This window comes from Nocardiopsis changdeensis (genome assembly GCF_018316655.1).
GTDB classification, from domain to species: Bacteria; Actinomycetota; Actinomycetes; order Streptosporangiales; family Streptosporangiaceae; genus Nocardiopsis; species Nocardiopsis changdeensis.
This window is the reverse complement of record NZ_CP074136.1, coordinates 128183-144773: the sequence shown is the minus strand read 5'-3', so window position 1 is coordinate 144773 and position 16591 is coordinate 128183. Positions and strand designations below refer to the sequence as shown.

Sequence of the window (16591 nt, the reverse complement as noted above, 5' to 3'; positions counted from 1 at the left end):
CTCCGGTGAACGTGGGGTCTTCGGTCCAGGCGCGCAGGTCGGCGCCGGTGGCCTGGTCGTACCGGGCGGCCAGAAGCAGCGCGCCGAGCACGTCGGCGGCCTGGGCCGCCAGGTAGGGGCTGGTGGGCTCCTCGGCGGTGGCTGCCTCGACCAGGGCGCGGGCGCGCTTGGTGTGCGCGGGCAGGGTCGGGGCCACGGGCAGCACGGTGTCCGGGACGCCGAGCCGCTCGATCAGCCTGCTCTGGCGCTTCTGGGTGCTGGCTCCCCCGGCGTGGCCGCGCAGGGCGGCGAGGTCGTCCCAGGAAACGCCGTCGTGGGCGTACTGGGCGGCGGTGATGATCACCTCGGCGTGCTCGATGCCGGTGTGGGCGTCGCTGATCAGCACGGTGGCGGCGTCCAGTTCCTGGCGGGTCACGGGCGCGGCGGCGTACCCGTCGGCGGGCCCGCGACTGAGGTCGGCGGCCACGCGGGCGACGGCGAGCGCGGCGAACGTGTGCGGGGTGCCGGTTCCGGCCTGGGCGGGAAGGTCGGGGTAGCGGGCGGTCAGGATGCGCACGGCGTCGTCGGCGGTGAGGCGGTCTCTGGTCACGGTGTTCCTGTCGGGGTGGTGATCGGGGAGGGCCGCCCCGTGGACGGGTCGGGGCGGCCCTTGGGTGGGTGGTCAGATCTGCACGGCGTCCTCGTGCTGTCCGCAGTGGGCGCACACGCCGTGGTCGGGGTGGTCGTAGTGGGAGCGGTCGGCGTCGGCGTGCCCGGCCTGGATCTGGTTGCCGAGCCATCCGAGCTGTTCGGGGTCAGCCTCGGCCTTGTGGGTCTTGCCGTCGGGGCCGGTCAGGGCGATGGTCGTCTTGGGGCCGTCGCTCATGGGGTACTCGGCGAACATGGCGGCCAGCAGCTCGGCGACGTCCTCGGCGCTGGTGCGGGGGGCTTCCTTGCGGTGGTCCACGGTGTGCTCCGTTCTCGGTGTGGTGGGGCCGCCGCCAGGACGGGGCGGCGGCCCCGGGGTGGGTGGTCAGCCGGTGGCGATGGTGAGCCGGTCGCCGCCCGGGGTGCGAACGATGACCTCGGGCCCCCAGTAGGCGGGGGCGATGGCCTCCACGCTCATCTGGGGGTCGACGGCGGCCAGGGCGCGCAGGATCTCCAGCAACAGGACATAGTCCCCGTCGGCGGGGTCCACGTGGGCGGCGACCTCGTCCAGGGGCAGCGGCCGGTCCGCGCGGGGGGCGGCAGACTCGGCGGGGGTGCGGGGGTAGTGGTCGTAACCCTCCCCGATGACGGCCACGGTCAGTTCCCGGTCGTCGTCGCCGATACGGCCGCCGACGGCGACGCTCGTGCGGGTGGGGGCCAGGGCCACGGTGGCGTTCGCGGGGACGTCGGTGGGCTCCAGGGCGGCGAGGATCTGGGCCAGCAGTTCGACGGCAGGGAGCGCCTCGACCTCGGCCGCGAGTTCGGTCCGCACGTCCTCCGGGGACAGGTACGGGTTCTGCCCGGGACCCACCCGGCGGGTTGCCACCATGACGACCACTCCGTTTCTCGTCGCTTTGACGATCTCTGATGTAACCATCATAGCGCGGATCTAGCGTGATGTCGTCACTTTGACGAGAAAATTTTAAGACCGTCACTTTGACGATCTCGGATCTCGTGCCGGTTCCCTGCGCCGGGCGGACCGGCCCGGCGCAGGGCTCACACCGTCAGCCCTGCTCCTGGATCCACCGGCGCACCTCCGCGCCGCTGACCGTCCGCCCCGAGGGCAGCATGACCACCGCATCGTCTGCGAAGTGGGCGTGCGCCATCCTGCGCATCCAGGCGGCATCGTCGGGGGTCACCTCGTGGGCGTGCAGGGGACCGCCCGGCTCCGGTGCGGCGACGGCCCCCGGCTCCGGTGCGGGCGCCGGTTCTCCCCGCCGCTCACGCCCTCGTTCGACCCCGGCGGCCAGGCCGGGGTTGGCCCGGTGCAGGCGCCCGAGCAGCCGGGCCCCCTCCGGGGACCGCCACGGGTCGGCGGCCTCATCGGGTCCCGTGCGTGCGCCGCGGCCGGTGAGCCTGCGCCACAGGTCAGCGAATTCCATGAGGGCTTCCTCCCGTCAGCGCGGGTACACGGTGGGCGACAGGCCGAAGGCGCGGGCGCGCCGCTGCACGTCGTCCTCGGTGGGGTCGTCCGTCAAGCCGGCCTCCCGGTAGACCCCGGTCAGCCCCAGCGCGTCGCAGAGGCGGCCGAACCCGTCGGGGTACATGTCTCCGGCGGCGGCCTGGGCGTCCTCGACCTCGCGTTGGAAGCCCTCCCAACCGATCTCGCGCATGCGGGCGATGTCGGTGCGAGCGGCGTCCAGTTCGGCCAGCTCCCCCCGCGCGCGCAGCAGGTCCTGCACGGCCTCCTCGTGGCCGGCGACGTTGTCCGGGGTTTTCAGCTCCTCCAGCAGGGCGTCGATGCGCTCGGCGTCCAGTCGCGCCGTCCCGCGCTGCTTGATGGTCCGGGCGGTGTCGGGGTCGTCCTCCTCCAGCCACCAGGCCAGGAAGGTGCGGGCGGCCTGGGACAGAAGGACCAGTGCGGGGGAGCCGGGGGGCTGGGCGCGGGGGTCTGTGGACATGGGGTGCTCCGGGTCGGGCAGGTGGGACAGGGCCAGGACGACGAGGCTCTCGACGGAGGCGCGGAAGTGCTGGTCACCGGTGGTGTGCGCGGTGAGCAGGTCCTGGGCGGCGCGGGCCTGGTCGGTGGCCAGGTCCTCCAGGGCCTCCAGGGCGGGGGCCAGGTTCGCGGTCTCCAGCCAGGTCCGCAGCGCCTGCGCGGGTTGGCCCGCCTCGGTGCGGACGAACAGCAGGGCGGCGAGCAGGTCGGCGGCCGCCGCGTTCTGGTGGGGGTTCACCAGGCGGCCCTCGAGCGCCTCCTGTAGCAGGGCCTTGGCGTGCTTGCCGTACTCGCCCAGTACCGGGCGGGCGGGCAGCTCGTAGGTGGGGATGAAGAACTCGGCCTGGATGCGGTCCAGGCGCTTGCGGTAGCTGGAGCCGCTGGTCTTGCGGCGCACCACGGCGATCTCCTCCCACGTCATTCCGAGGGCGTGGGCGCTGTGGGCCAGGAGCAGCTCGGCGAAGCGCGGGGCGCGGGTGGCGTCCTCGACCAGGACCAGGCCGGCGCGGGCCTGGTCGGGGGTGAGCGGCTCCACGCCGTCCACGCCGAGCTGGCGCAGGGTGACATCCGCGGCGAGCCTGGAGACGGCCAGGACGGCGAACACCGAGGCGATGCCGTGCGCCTGCGCCTCCAGCTCGGGGTAGCGGGCGGTGAGGACCTGTTCGGCCCACACGGCGCCGTCGGGGGCGGTGAGGAGCCGGCTCATCGGCGCCCCCCTCGGTGGATGCGGTCGGTGCGCGCTGCGGGCGAGCGCGCGGGGTCGGTCGGGCCCATCGGGGACTCCTCATGGACGGTCGTGGTTCTGGGGTCACGGTTCGGGGGTGCTCACAGGTCAGACATGCCCACCCGCGAAAACCGGCCCCGTCTGTCACAGGTGATCGTAGCTTGCTTCCCGAAAGTTTTCTGAGAAATGAGGATCGTCCATCATGGACGGTGGCGCATAAGGCCAGTTATGCGCGGGCGGGGGAAACCCCCGCATCCTCGAACCAGGGTGATCCCCCGCATGGGGCATCCGGTGTTCGGCCCCGGCTTCGGCCCTGCGGGGTGGAAACCAGGCGATCCGAATGCGGCGTTCGCCTGCGGTCACCGGCCTGAGGCGTGTAGCTTCGCCCCCATGAGTACGAAGCCGACCACCTGCACCGTGCCTGTGGAGCCCGCCCCCGGGTCCGCGCACCGGGGTCCGAGCACCGCACAGTCTTCTGCGGGGCGCACCCCCGGCCCGCCGTCGCCGGAAGCGGCCCGCGCCCTGCTGGCGGCCGCCGACGCGCTGGAGGCCACCGGCGGCCGCCCCGCCCCCGACACCACCGACCCCGACCTGACCCGGCTCCTGCGCGGCATCACCCCCGCCGAGGCCGCCGTGGACCGGGCCGCCCTCATGGCCATCGGCGCCGCCCGCAGCCGCGGCTGGTCCTGGCCCCGCATCGGCAAAGCCCTGGGGCTCACCGCCGACGGCGCCCGCGACAAGTTCGACCGCGCCGCGGCCCGCCACCCCGACTACACCGCCCCCCTGCCCCCTACCCTGGGCGCCCACATCTCCCGCGCCAGCGACCTCATCGCCGCCATCGCCGACCCGCCCGGCCCCTACCTCGCCCACGCGGCCGCCCGGCTGCTGGGCGCGGTCCTGCTCACCGCCACCCTGGAGGAGACCCCCCACCTGGTGGGCCACTGGCTCACCGACCCGGCCCTGGCCGCGGTGACCGCGGCCGCGGCCCGCCACCCCAAGAACGACGGCGCCCACAAGGCCCTGACCGAGTTCGCCGGGGTGCGGCCCGGCACCCGCGCCGACCTTCTGGACATCCTGCGCGAGGCCGTCCGGGACAGCCCGTGGGCCCTGGCCTCCGACACCGCGGTCGCCGCCCTGGACGCCCCGCCCGCGGCCGCACCGGGCGCCGCCGACAGGCCGGTGCACCCGCTGGTGGAGCTGTACGAGCGGATCCACGTGCTGCTGCCCGTCCTGGCCCCGGGGCCGGTCGCCAGGGCACTGCGCGACCTGGGGCAGGCGCTTCACGTCGGTGTCCCGGACCTGGTGGACCAGGCGATGGCGACCGTGGCCGGCCTGGATGCCGCAGAGCGGACCCGCGCTCTGGGCGAGGACGGGGAGCGGCTGTGGCAGCAGGCGCACCGGGCCTGGGACGCCGACAGCGCACCGCTGCCGGCCACCGTGCCGCCCGGCAGCGGCGGCACCCCCCGGAGCACCCCCACGCGGTCAGAATGGGACGCGGTGCAGAACCTGCTGGCCCTGGCCGGGCACATCCGCCAGGTGCCGTCCGAGCTGGAGCCCGGCACCGCCGCGAACGCGCTGGACGCCCTGGCCAATGCCATCGACACCGGCGCCCCCACCCTGCTGGAGAAGCCGCTGGCGGCCGTGGCCGCACTCGGCGACGCCGAGCGCGCACGCCTCCTCGGCACGGCCGGGGAGCGGCTGTGGGAGCGCGCGTGGCGCAACTGGGGGCCGCTCACCCCGCGCCCGGACCTGGTGGCGGCCGCCGGACTGCCCACGGCCGCCGCCGAACCCCTGGCGCAGCTGTGCGACCGCGACGTCCTTCCCGCGCTGGTGCGCTCCGGGATCGGCCACCCCCTGGGCGAGGGGCTGGGCGCACTCATCGACGCCTACCGCACCGGGAACGCCGCGGCCCTGGGCCGGGTGGTGCGTTCACTGTCCGCGGTGAACGGACCCGCCGTCGCGCAGCTCATCCGTGAACCGGACACCGCCCGCGCCTGGCAGGTGCTGCACCGGATCGCCACCGGCCCCACCGAACCCCCCGCCGGGTCCGAACCCGAGGACGGTAAGGGGGCAGGACTGTCCGGGTACGGTCTGGCCCTGCACCGGGGCGGGCTGACCCGCGCGGCGGCCACCGCGCTGGCCGCATCCGTGGGCCGCTTCGCCACCGCCGCGCACCTGGCCGCGCGCCGCCAGCGCGACGGCGTGCTGCGCCACGCCCTGGCGGCGGTCGATCCCGCCTTGACCAGCAGGGATCCGCGGCGGATGCGGACGCTGCTGCACGCCCTGCCGCACCTGGACGCGTACGGGCTCCCGGAGTGGGGGGAGCTGGTGCTGGAGCTTCAGACCCACGCCCGGCACCTGGAGGCCCCGGTCAACGTGCCCATGCTGGTCGCCGACGCCGGCCTGCCCGAGGACGTGGCCCGCCACCTGGGCGGCCTCATTCGGGCCGCCCGGGTCGGGCTGCTGGCCGCCGACGCTCCCGGGCACGCCCCGGTGGCGGCCGCACCGGCCTTCCACGCGCTGTTCGCCGACTTGGACGCCGCTTTGGCCGATGAGCTGCCCGAGGCCCTGGACCAGGTGGCGGCTCTGGAGGAGATCGACCTGCCCGCCGACGACCCTGGTGCGCTCACCCTGGCGTGGGAGACGCTGGCGGCGGCCTGGAAACGCTGGCGCGCCGACAACCCCGGCCCCGTCCCGGGGGAGCTGGGGTTGGATCTGGGGGACCTGGGCGATCCGGAGCAGACATGGCAGGACGCCGCAGCCCGGACGCTGCCCTCGGCGCCAGAGCTGGCCGTGGCGGTGGGACGGCTCATCACGGCCGCCGCCCCGCACCTGGGCAGCGGCGACCTGGGGTGGGCGAACACCTACAGGGCGCTCCACCACCTGGTGCAGGTCGTGGAGACCGGGCACCAGGCCACCATCAGCGGCGCCCTGAGGGGGGTGATGGCCCTTCGCCCCAACCGGCCCCCGATCAACAAGTACCCGCAGGTCGCCGAAGCGCTGCGCGCCCTCGCCCATGCCTACGACAACCAGTAGGAGAGGGGACCGTCACCGCACCTCCCGCCGGCGCCCTGGGCGACACCCTCTATGTCGCACTGAACGCCGGCGGGAGCCTCCGCCCGGCTACGGCCCGGTGAAAGCAGCAGCGAGCCACCCCCGGCAAACTGATCGCTGGAGAACCTCTACTACGACCCCCAAGGATCTCGCAGATGCCGATCACTCGATCAAAGGATCCCACTAAATCCTTCGACCTCGGCCCCATCGTCCTCTTCCAAGAGGAACTCGTGGACATCGCGACAATCATCCACGGCTCGTTCGACACACTAGAGATCGACTTTCACGACGACGCGGGAAGCAAGGGTGAACTGCCTTCCGATTTCAAGGATTATGACAGGGAGGAGATCAATTCCCTCACCATGAAAAGCGAGAGGGGGAAGACTTCTTTGACGGTTACCCTGGATCCCGGGGAGGCGAAAATCCACATCGTCAACCCGGACGACGCAGCACTGGGCACCGCCCAGAGGATCCTGGACGCCTGTGCAGAGCGCAGGGGGAAACCGATGACAAGGGTGCGGCAGCAGGCGCTCCTCTACGGGCTGGCTGGCCCCGTGGCACTATGCCTCTTGGCCATGGTGATCCTTTTTTACTTCTTGACACAAGAGGACGCACCACCAGCCCAGGTATTCATTACAGCAGCTTCGTCCGCTTTGATCTTCTCGGCGCTAATAAGCACCATCACCTCTTACATGTTCCGGGCCGCGAAGCTTCCCGTAGGGGCACGCATCATCAACGCACCCCGGTCGACGCGGCCCACGCATTGGGAGAAGCATCGGGTGACGTACATTTCCAATACCATCACGGGGGGAATCTCTCTCCTCCTCGGTGGGGTGATCGGCTACTTCGTCAACCAGCTCCCCCCGCTGTGACCCCATCTTCGACCTACCCCGGGAACACGACCCTTCGGACGAGGAAACGAATCCTGTGAAGTTCCATGACCCCCACGAGGAAGCCCACGGTCCGCACCTGGTGGAGATCCCCCGCCAGGACGACCCGTACAAGGACGAGTGGCTCGTGGTGCCCTCCGTCCGCTTGCAGTGCGTGGGCCGCACTCAGGCCGGACGCCGGTGCCGCAACCACGTGATGGACGGCCGGCGCGACCGTATCAACGGCGGCCTGGACGTGCGCTGGTCCACCGCCGGGATGATCGGCGTGTACCAGATGGGCGGCAGCACGGACGCGCTGCGGGCCTGGCGTGAGCAGCGGTGCGTCAAGCACGACACCCCCGACGCGGTGGACGCCTGCGCGGTGGAGTGGCGGCCCTACTCGGCCGAGCGCGACGCCGCGCACTTCACGCAGCCGATCCCGGCGCTGCCGCGGCTGCCCGAACCGGGCGAGAACTGGCGGGAGGTGCCCGACTGGCTCGTGTACCTGTGGCGGCATGGCCGGTTCCAGCGCGAACAGCTCGGGATGCCCCCGGGCGCCACCTACACCCCGGGGCGGGGGTGGACGGGATGAACCGGGTGGTGCTGGACGTGCTCGCGCGAAGCCCACAGCTATCGTCCGGAGTCGGCCGGAGAGGACGCCCGGTGACCCCAACGGGCCGGTCCGCCCCACTGCGACACGACCAACGACGAGAAGACCGGTGAGAACGGCTCCGGGGAAGACCTCCCCTGTGCCGGCACCTGAGCGGAGAATGGACGGATGAGCACAGACGAGACCCCCCGCCGCTTCGCCGCTGTACAGCGCGGCAGCCTCGAGAAGACGAGCGTGACCGTGACCAGCGGCCCGCTGGTCGACGTCTCCGACGACGACCGGCCGCTACCTCTCCTGGCCCCGCCGGACACGGAAAAGGAGAACGGCCAGTGAGCACCGACCGCCTGCTGTCCGTTCTGCACCGCCATCCCTGGCTGTGGTCCGGCCTGGGCGGGGCGATCGGCCTGGGGTTCCTCCTGGCCGTGCGCTTGGCCCCGGTCGTCTCCGGGATCGCCCTGATGGTGCTGGGTGCCGCGTTCCTGGTGTTCGTCGGCTGGTACCTGTTCGTCACCCTGTGGGACCTCCGCGGTCTCTACCGCCCGGAAAGGGAGGACTCTGATGTTTGAGACTGCTTCACCGACGCCCCGTGACGCATCTCGCGATCTGCCCTCTCCGCTGGACGGCGTGCCTGTTCGGCTGCGGCCGGGGCTGCCTCGGTCTGTGGCCGTACTGCACGCCGCCGGTGATGTGCCTCCGGGGCTGGCAGAGGCGTTCGCCAGGGCGACGGCGGCCGCGGAGGACTATCTCCGGGGCCCCGGTGGCGCCGGGTGCGGCCTGCACACGCACCGCATTGCCGAGAACCGGTGTCCGGCCCGGTGACGGCCTCGGCGCCGGACCCCGGCGGCGCGCCGGCCGGGGAGCTGGGCGACATCGGCCGGTCCCTGCTCGCGTCGATCGGTCAGATCGCCGACCTCCATCCGGCGGCGGTGGGGGAGCGGTACGGGTCCGCGCAGGCCCTGGTGCTGGACCAGGGCCGGGCGTGGAGACCGGTACCGCTGCCCGAGGACCTGGAGGACTGGCGCGGGTACCCCGGGCACTGCTATGAGTTCGCCGCCCACTTGGCCGATGCCGTGGACGGGCTGGTGTACGTGGAGGGCTATGCCACGCCGTTCGCAGGGAGCACCTGGGCGTTTCCGCACGCCTGGGCCGGGCGGCTGTCGGACGGGGCGGCACTGGATCCGACCTGGCCCGAACCCGGGACGGCCTACTACGGGATCCCGCTCACCGCCGCGTACCGGCGCGATGCGCCGCGCGCACTCGGGGCTCAGGCGCTGCTGGTGGAGATGCTCCCGCGCCCGGTGCGCACGGCCGGGCTCCCGGCCGGGGCTGTGGCCACCGGCGCCGACGAGTCGGTGTGCGGACGTTAGCGCTCGGTGCAGGGCCCAGCAATCGGGGAGCCCCATGATTCCCGGCGCAGGCTCCGACGTGGGGGCGAAGACACTGGTCGATCCCTGTGTTCGCACAGGGGGTGACTGGTGCGCACGAGTCGGGGCGCCGCCGGGGTGTCCCCGTGCGGCGCCCTCGCGTCGGTGAGGCCCCCTTGAAGAGGACGGTGGTCACCGGAGCAGGGTGACCAGTGCGGCCAGGGCCGTGGCCAGGACCGCGGCCAGGGTGAGGGTGGCGGCCAGCGTCGCCGCGGCGTGGCGGATGGCCTTGGGGTAGGTGGCGCCGTCGCGGCGGGCCAGGTAGGCGGCGCCGGCCCCGGCCAGTACGGCCACGACCGTGACCACGGCACCGGACAAAGCCAGGGATACGATCCACGCGGACATGTCGGTTCTCCTCCGTCATCGGTGTCCAGTCGACGGGATCGAATGTGGCCGAAGGGGTGGCCGCCGGTGACCGCCTGGACAAAGATGAACACCGACGCACATATGAGGCGGTCGCGACGGGAGGCGATGTGGACCAGGCCGGCCCTCGGGAGGAACTGAGTGAGCGCCTGGACACCGCCCGCCTTCGGTCGGGGCTGACCAAGGAACAACTGCGCGCCCGCGCTGGGTTGAGCCGGACCACGGTCAGCAACGCGCTCAATGGCACCGGGCCGCTGCCCACGAAGGAGACCATCACGGCGCTGGCCCGGGCCCTGGGCCTGGAGCCCGGGCCCCTGCTGGAGCTACGCCGCAAGGCCGCGGATCCGCCTGGCCAGGTCGGGGCGGTGGCCGCCCCCGGGTCGGCCCCGCCGGACCTCCCTGCTCCGGACCCGTCAACGCACGCCGCCAACACGATCATCGGCGACCTCTCCCACAGCACCGTGATCCAGGCCCACACGGCCATCATCTCCCCGCCGAACCCGCCCGCGCCCGCCCCCCGGCCCGCACCGGGCAGGCCCATCGGTGAATGCGACCCCCACGACCTGGAGATGCGCGTGGCGGGCAGCCCTCCGACTTCACCCGCTGCGACCGTGAGCGTGCCCCAACGCGACACGGCACGGCTGCCCGGATACGTGCGGCGGGACCACGACGACGTCCTGGACCGCGCCGTCCGGGCCGCCCTGGGCGGGTCCAGTCGCATGGTGGTGCTGGTCGGATTGTCCTCCACCGGCAAGACCCGCGCCTGCTGGGAAGCGGTCCAGCCCCTGGCCGAGCACGGATGGCGGCTGTGGCATCCCTTCGACCCCACCCGCGCCGAGGCGGCGCTGGAGGGCCTGGGCCGGGTGGGTCCGCGCACGGTGGTGTGGCTCAACGAGTCCCAGCACTACCTCGCCCACCCCCGTTTCGGTGAACAGATCGCCGCGGCCCTGCACGTCCTGCTCACCAACCCCGCCCGCGGTCCGGTGCTGGTCCTGGGCACCCTGTGGAAGAAGTACTGCGACGCTCTGACCGCCCAACCCGACCCGGGACATCAGGACGCGCATGCCCAGGCCCGGGCCCTGCTGGAGGGCCGGCAGGTCACGGTCCCCGTCGCTTTCACCAACGACCAGCTCGACAACGCCCGAGAGCTCGCCCAATCCGGTGATGGCCAACTCGCCCACGCCCTGGAGCACGTCCGTGACGGGCGTCTGGCGCAGACGCTGGCCGGGGCTCCCGAACTCGTGCGCCGCTACGAGACCGCCTCGCCGGGGGCCAGGGCGCTCTTGAACGCGGCCATGGACGCCCGCCGCCTCGGGGTGAGCCTGCACCTGCCCCTGGGTTTCCTGGTCCAGGCCGCGGAGGGCTACCTCACCGACGACGAACTCGACGCCTTGCCTGACCAGTGGGTGGACCAGGCCCTGGAGGAGGCGGGAACGGTGGTGCACGGCGGGCAGGCCCCGCTGCGGCTGGTCCGGACCCGCCGCAGTGACCAGACCACCTCCACGGCGCAGGGGCCGGTGTACCGGTTGGAGGACTACCTCGAACAGCACGCCAACCACACGCGTCGGGAGAAGTGTCCTCCGGCTTCGTTCTGGCACGCCGTAGAGGAACACCTCACCGACCCTGATGACTTGTACATCCTGGTGAAGGCGGCTCGGAATCGCGGCCTGCTCTGGCACGCAGTCCGACTCAGCCAGCGGGCCATCTTGGCCCGTCACCCCCGGGCCGCGCTTCTGGCCGTCAGGCTGCTGTTGCCTGAAACCGATCCCGACCAGCATGGTGCGGGCTGGATCGCGGCGCACACCGTCCCCACCGACCCGGACACCGCCGCCTTCCTACTGGAGAAGCTGCACAACGCAGGGCAGGAACAGGCGGTGAAGGAACTGGCGTCCCGGGCGGCCGCACACGCCAACCTCACCCAACCGTACGCCGCTGCCTCCCTACTGAAGAAACTGCGCGACGCAGGGCAAGAACAGGCGGTGAAGGAACTGGCGTCCCGGGCAGCCGTACACGCCGACCTCACCAACCCGAGCGCCGTCGCCTTCCTACTGGAGAAGCTGCGCGACGCAGGGCAAGAACAGGCGGTGAAGGAACTGGCGTCCCGGGCAGCCGTACACGCCGACCTCACCAACCCGAGCGCCGTCGCCTCCCTGCTGGAGGTTCTGCACCGCATGAGGCAGGGACAGGCCGTGACTGCCTTGTTGGCACGCAACCCCGCCGTACACGCCGACCTCACCCAACCGCACGCCGTCGCCTCCCTGCTGGAGGTTCTGCACCGCATGAGGCAGGGACAGGCCGTGACTGCCTTGTTGGCACGCAACCCCGCCGTACACGCCGACCTCACCGACCCGAGCGCCGTCATCTCCCTAGTGGAGGGGCTGCGCGACGCAGGGCAGGTACGGGCCGCGAAGGAACTGGCGTCCCGGGCGGCCGCGCACGTCGACCTCACCGACCCGCGCGCCGTCGCCTTCCTACTGGAGAAGCTGCGCGACGCAGGGCAGGAGCAGGCCACGGCTGCCTTGTTGGCACGCAACCCCGCCGTACACGCCGACCTCTCTCACCCGGGCAAAGTGTTCTTCCTGGTGGGGGAGCTGCGCGACTTGGGGCAGGCACGGACCGCGAAGGAACTGGCGTCCCGGGCAGCTGTACACGCCGACCTCACCGACCCAGGCGCCGTTGGCGTCCTACTGGAGTTGCTGCGACACACGGGACAGGAACAGGCCATGGAGGAACTGGCGTCCCGAGCAGCCGTACACGCCGACCTCACCGACCCGAGCGCTGTCGCTTCCCTCCTGAGGGACCTGCACGGAGCGGGACAGGGACAGGCTGTGGCTGCCTTGCTGGCACGCAACCCCGCCGTACACGCCAACCTCACCGACCCGGTCGCCGTCAACTTCCTGTTGAAGGCGCTGCGCGACATGGGGCAGGAACAGGCCCTGGAGGAACTGGCGTCCCGGGCAGCCATACACGCCGACCTCACCAACCCGTCCCCCGCCGGCAGCCTACTGGTCGCACTTCACCAAACGGGGCAGGCACAGGCCGCGGAGGAAGTGGCGTCCCGAGCGGCCGCACATGCTGACCTCACCCACCCGCACGCCGTCGCCTCCCTGCTGGGAGCGCTGCACCGAACGGGGCAGGCACAGGCCGCGGAGGAACTGGCGGCCCGGGCAGCCGTACACACCAACATCCATGCGCACGATGTCGCCTCTCTATTGGAGGAACTGCACCGAACGGGGCAGGAACAATCGGCAGCGAAATTCGAGAGGCGAGTACTGGACGCCGGCGGGCTCGCTGTGCCGCCCCCGTCGCTGTGGCCCTACGGCCGTCATCCGGACGGCTCCCCCGCGGGGCGGTGGACGTGGGAGGAACCAAGGCCACGACCCTGACGACTCCGGCATCATGTTGTGCCCCATACAGTGCTGATGCGGCACTGCCTCCGTGCCGCTGCCCGACGAACGCGCACCGGTCCGGACGATGTCACCCGTGCTGCCTGCGGTCGGCGCACAGGCTTGGGAGCACACCCCAGACGCAGACGGAACCCGTCCGCCCCTACTGGGGGAGAGCTGGCCTGGTGTCCGGTCGCGGCCAGAAGGCGCTCTTGGGGTGCCGGGCCACAGGCCGGTCTTCTACGGTGGCGTGCATGGACTCCCTGAGCACGTTGTCGGCCGCCCACCCCCGGTACGCGGAGGAAGCGCGGTCGGCGCTGGCCCGCTACCTGGATCACGCCATCGCCGAACAGGGCCAGGTCGCGGCCCTGGTCGCCGGAACCACCGATGCCGTGGGCTGTCGGCGGCGGCGCGATGCGCTGGTGCAGGCCCGCCGTGTCCTGGACGCCGACGGCCCGTCGGCGGTGCCCACGATGGTGATCGCGGGGGCGGTGGGCCACTGGCAGGCCCGGTTCGATGAAGCCGACGACCGCATACTCGGAGGACAGGTCCAGATGGCGGAGCTGGGCCGGTTGCAGATCGACAAGGTCACCGCGCTGTTGGCGGTCAACGCCCTGACGGACCTGGCCCGGTCCCGCGGCATGAGCCTGGGCGGGCCTGGGCTTCACCGTGCCGGCGCGGTGCGGCGCGGCCTGGCCGGCGCCTGGGCGGCGGTTCGTGGCGTGTTCGAGCGCGGAGCACTTCGGCGCCCGCGCTGACTGGTGTCCGGCTGGCCGGGCCAGGCGCCGCCGCGTCGGTGTGACGGACTGCGCGGACGTCCTCGACCGCGTCGCGGGCCGCCCTGTGCTCCAGGGCGGCCCGCGGTAGTGAGTGTGCCTACTCGTCCTGCTCGGCAGCCTCTGCGGCGATGTTCAGCATGTGCTGGGAGATGTCGACCATGGCGGCCACGGTCTCCCATCCGTACAGGGTCGCGGGGTCGTGGCCGTTGCACTTGGTCTGCTCCCAGTACACCAGCGTGCTGCGGTGGATCTCCTCCCACCCCTGCTCATGGGCGGCCCTGCGGTCCGCGGGGAGCCTGGTGAGGATCTTGCGGTAGTGCTCGGCGAACTCCTCGGCCAGCGTCTGGAACGTGACCTGGGGGTTGTCGGTGCGGGTCGCCTCGTCCACCTCGATTTTCAGAGGCTGGTCGTCGGGGTCGGGGGTGAGGTTACGCAGGTCGTCGCTGAGGTCGGACACAGGGGGTTCCTCTCGGGGGTCGGGGCGTCGTCGCGGACCATCATCGCAGCGGACCCGGCCCTGGGGGGCAAAAATCGGGGTGTTGCCTGTTGCCTGCGGCGATGGGCAACAGGCAACCCCTGCCGGGACCGGCGCGCCGACCGCCACCCTGGCGGTATGCCTGCTTCTTCTCTTCCTCCTCGGCTCCGGATGATCTCCTTCGGCTACGCGCACGGTGCTCCACTCGGGATGTGGCTGGTGTGGGACCTGCGGGCCCTCCTGGACGATCCGGCCTACGTACTCGACGACCTCCAGCGCCAGCGGACCGGCTTGGATCCGGTGATCGCAGCCCACGTGCTGACCACGCCCGGCGCGCTGGAGGTGGCCGCGGGCACGGTGGCGGCGCTCGACCTGCTGCGGCGCCGGGTTGGCGCTGGCCCGGCGGTGATCGGCTGGGGGTGTACGGGCGGTAAGCACCGCAGTGTCGCCATGGCCGAACACCTGGCGGTCGCCGCACGGGCGGCCGGGTGGGTGGTCGACGTCGTTCACCGGGACCTGCACCGGCCGGTCCTGGCCGGCTGAGGTGAAGGTCCTGCGTGCCGCGACCACGCCCGGCCGCCCGTGCGGCGGCCGCCCGGTGGAGACCTGCCTGAACGTCCTTGCGGCTCTCCAGTGGAAGCTCACCTACGCATGGGGGGAGTCGGTACAGGTCGGTGCCGATGACACGCCCCCCAGCGCGGAGTAGCCCCCTCCCTGGGCGCACCGCTCCGCTACAGCCCGGCGATGCTGCCCCGGGCCCTGGCCATGCCAGGGGCGGCCTCCTCACCGCGGCGCGGTGCGTGCTTCGCTCGTCCTGGCGATCGGGGTCCTCGTCGTTGGTGATCTACGTGTCCGGGGGCTGCTCGTCGGGGGCGAAACCGCGAACCATCCTCCAGACCACGGCGAATCGCCCACATAGCAGGCCCTCACGCCCGCCCTGCGGGTAGCCGAGCATCACGCTCGAAGCCCACCTTGGGCAAGTTCAGCGAACGCCTCATCCCACCCCACCGACTCGGACCGCCCCCCGCTGTACCGCTGCACCACACACGGCTCCCACTGCTTTCGCCGCCTCTCCCACTTCCCGACGATCTGCACACCGCCTCTCCGGACCTTCACCGTCCGTGAAAGCGGAGAACCAGGGCCTGCCGGGCTGATGCCGGCACCGATGACCTCCCACCCGGCCGTTTCCGCGTAGTCGATGAACTCCAACACCAGCCGGGGCAGGTCCATGCGGAACGGCGGCCGGGCACCCCGCAAGTTCATCGTCGGAGCGGTCGGCGCCATCTCCCCCCTGCTCGTCGCCACCGCAAGACGGTCCGCCCACTCCATGGCCGGGGTGATGTTGCGAGGCCACCACACCACGTTCATCACATACGGGGAGCGGTGGTGCCTGAACAGGTCGAACAGCCCGGCGACCGGGGGCTGCAAAAGCGCCGGCCAGCGCGCGTACACCTCTTGCTGGGTCGCCCCGCCCTCTAGCAGGTGCACCATCTTGACGGCCTGCTGGTTGTCGTTGAACACCTGGACCTCACCAGGAACGCAACGGGCAAAAGACACCGCCCGGTACAAGGCGATCAACTCCGCGGTGTTCGACGGCAGATAGCCCGGGTCCGCTTCGATGAGGCCGCACTGGTACCACCCGGCGTCGGATGTCACCGCCCATGCCCCTTGACCGGTTCCGGTAGACACCGAAGCGTCACAAGCGATCTGCCCGATCCGGCCCGGGTCGAACGCGAACGGCGGTGTCTGCGGCCGGTCGGAGTGCTTGGGAACGCGGTGAGGGTGCTCGAAGTGAAGGCGGACCTGGGCCTGACGCGCGATCCGGACACTGTTCCTCACCACCTCGGGGCCAGCGTCCCTATGCGCCTGGTGCTCGCGTTGCGCCACTTCAGGGGTGGTGTTCGCGTCGAAGCCCACGAACGCCGGCACTACGTCCCGCCCCCCGCTGAACTCCACGAAACGGACACGAAGGTCGTCGGCGAGGTGGGCCTGGGGGCCATCGAAGGTGCCGCGGAGTTCGGTGCCCTCGGTGGCGATGATCCATTCCCACCCGGCAGGGGCCGCAACAGCTGCAACCCCGACCGGGAGCGGGTTCGGGTTCTGGGGGTCCATGAGGTCTATTCTAGGCGGGAAAGCCCTGCACAGCAGGGGTTTCAGCCCCTCCGGCAGGAAGTTGGGCCCCACACCCGAGGCACAACCCGGCGGCCACCTCCGGCGGGTCCAGCACCGTTCCCACGGTCTCCACAGGCACCGTCCCGCCAGTCACAGGCCGCCGGGCTCA

At 71.9% G+C, this 16591-nt stretch carries 17 protein-coding genes; 9 read left to right on the top strand and 8 right to left on the bottom strand.

From position 1 onward, the window contains the following. The 5 genes from KGD84_RS33480 to KGD84_RS33460 all read right to left on the bottom strand — a co-directional run. Positions 1 to 589, bottom strand: a 589-nt coding sequence (locus KGD84_RS33480) for a hypothetical protein (RefSeq protein ID WP_260697254.1), incomplete at its 3' end; no start/stop codon positions are given. Positions 590 to 661: 72 nt separating this feature from the next. Further along, positions 662 to 946, bottom strand: a complete 285-nt coding sequence (locus KGD84_RS33475) for a hypothetical protein (RefSeq protein WP_220565982.1) — start codon at positions 944 to 946, stop codon at positions 662 to 664. A 66-nt stretch (positions 947 to 1012) separates the two neighbouring features. Beyond that, positions 1013 to 1516: a hypothetical protein gene (locus KGD84_RS33470; protein WP_220565981.1), complete on the bottom strand. Its 504-nt coding sequence runs from the start codon at positions 1514 to 1516 to the stop codon at positions 1013 to 1015. 175 nt (positions 1517 to 1691) lie between these two features. Continuing rightward, positions 1692 to 2069, bottom strand: a complete 378-nt coding sequence (locus KGD84_RS33465; protein ID WP_220565980.1) for a hypothetical protein — start codon at positions 2067 to 2069, stop codon at positions 1692 to 1694. A 15-nt stretch (positions 2070 to 2084) separates the two neighbouring features. Next, positions 2085 to 3332, bottom strand: coding sequence for a hypothetical protein (locus KGD84_RS33460; RefSeq protein WP_220565979.1), 1248 nt, complete (start codon positions 3330 to 3332; stop codon positions 2085 to 2087). 408 nt (positions 3333 to 3740) lie between these two features. Between KGD84_RS33460 and KGD84_RS33680 the strand changes: the two genes are divergently transcribed. The 6 genes from KGD84_RS33680 to KGD84_RS33430 all read left to right on the top strand — a co-directional run bounded on the left by KGD84_RS33680 (position 3741) and on the right by KGD84_RS33430 (position 9250). Beyond that, positions 3741 to 6386 (top strand): hypothetical protein, encoded by a 2646-nt coding sequence (locus KGD84_RS33680; protein ID WP_220565978.1) that lies wholly within the window; start codon positions 3741 to 3743, stop codon positions 6384 to 6386. A 173-nt stretch (positions 6387 to 6559) separates the two neighbouring features. Beyond that, a complete protein-coding gene (locus KGD84_RS33450) occupies positions 6560 to 7276 on the top strand; it encodes a hypothetical protein (protein ID WP_220565977.1) in 717 nt (238 codons plus the stop codon). 55 nt (positions 7277 to 7331) lie between these two features. After that, complete coding sequence (locus tag KGD84_RS33445; RefSeq protein ID WP_220565976.1) at positions 7332 to 7865, top strand: hypothetical protein; 534 nt, start codon at positions 7332 to 7334, stop codon at positions 7863 to 7865. A gap of 186 nt (positions 7866 to 8051) precedes the next feature. Then, positions 8052 to 8216: a hypothetical protein gene (locus KGD84_RS33440; protein ID WP_220565975.1), complete on the top strand. Its 165-nt coding sequence runs from the start codon at positions 8052 to 8054 to the stop codon at positions 8214 to 8216. Continuing rightward, positions 8213 to 8449 carry a hypothetical protein gene (locus tag KGD84_RS33435; RefSeq protein ID WP_220565974.1) on the top strand — a complete coding sequence of 79 codons (237 nt, stop codon included), beginning with the start codon at positions 8213 to 8215 and terminating at the stop codon, positions 8447 to 8449. Before KGD84_RS33440 ends, KGD84_RS33435 begins: the two co-directional genes overlap by 4 nt. A gap of 237 nt (positions 8450 to 8686) precedes the next feature. Next, on the top strand, positions 8687 to 9250 hold the full coding sequence (locus KGD84_RS33430; protein ID WP_220565973.1) for a hypothetical protein: 564 nt from the start codon (positions 8687 to 8689) through the stop codon (positions 9248 to 9250). A 189-nt stretch (positions 9251 to 9439) separates the two neighbouring features. On the opposite strand, the gene KGD84_RS33425 is transcribed toward KGD84_RS33430, so the two are convergent. Then, the gene (locus KGD84_RS33425) at positions 9440 to 9652 is read right to left on the bottom strand and encodes a hypothetical protein (RefSeq protein ID WP_220565972.1); all 213 of its coding nucleotides are present in this window, start codon (positions 9650 to 9652) and stop codon (positions 9440 to 9442) included. A gap of 44 nt (positions 9653 to 9696) precedes the next feature. Between KGD84_RS33425 and KGD84_RS33420 the strand changes: the two genes are divergently transcribed. Next, positions 9697 to 13056: a helix-turn-helix domain-containing protein gene (locus KGD84_RS33420; protein WP_220565971.1), complete on the top strand. Its 3360-nt coding sequence runs from the start codon at positions 9697 to 9699 to the stop codon at positions 13054 to 13056. A gap of 254 nt (positions 13057 to 13310) precedes the next feature. Next, positions 13311 to 13814 (top strand): hypothetical protein, encoded by a 504-nt coding sequence (locus KGD84_RS33415; RefSeq protein WP_220565970.1) that lies wholly within the window; start codon positions 13311 to 13313, stop codon positions 13812 to 13814. A gap of 118 nt (positions 13815 to 13932) precedes the next feature. Here KGD84_RS33415 and KGD84_RS33410 read toward each other — a convergent pair whose 3' ends face one another. Beyond that, entirely contained in the window at positions 13933 to 14292 is a 360-nt protein-coding gene (locus tag KGD84_RS33410; protein WP_220565969.1) for a hypothetical protein, read from the bottom strand. A 156-nt stretch (positions 14293 to 14448) separates the two neighbouring features. On the opposite strand from KGD84_RS33410, the gene KGD84_RS33405 reads away from it, so the two are divergent. After that, a complete protein-coding gene (locus tag KGD84_RS33405) occupies positions 14449 to 14853 on the top strand; it encodes a RapZ C-terminal domain-containing protein (RefSeq protein WP_220565968.1) in 405 nt (134 codons plus the stop codon). Positions 14854 to 15264: 411 nt separating this feature from the next. On the opposite strand, the gene KGD84_RS33400 is transcribed toward KGD84_RS33405, so the two are convergent. Further along, positions 15265 to 16422, bottom strand: coding sequence for a ribonuclease H family protein (locus KGD84_RS33400; protein ID WP_220565967.1), 1158 nt, complete (start codon positions 16420 to 16422; stop codon positions 15265 to 15267). Positions 16423 to 16591 lie beyond the last annotated feature (169 nt).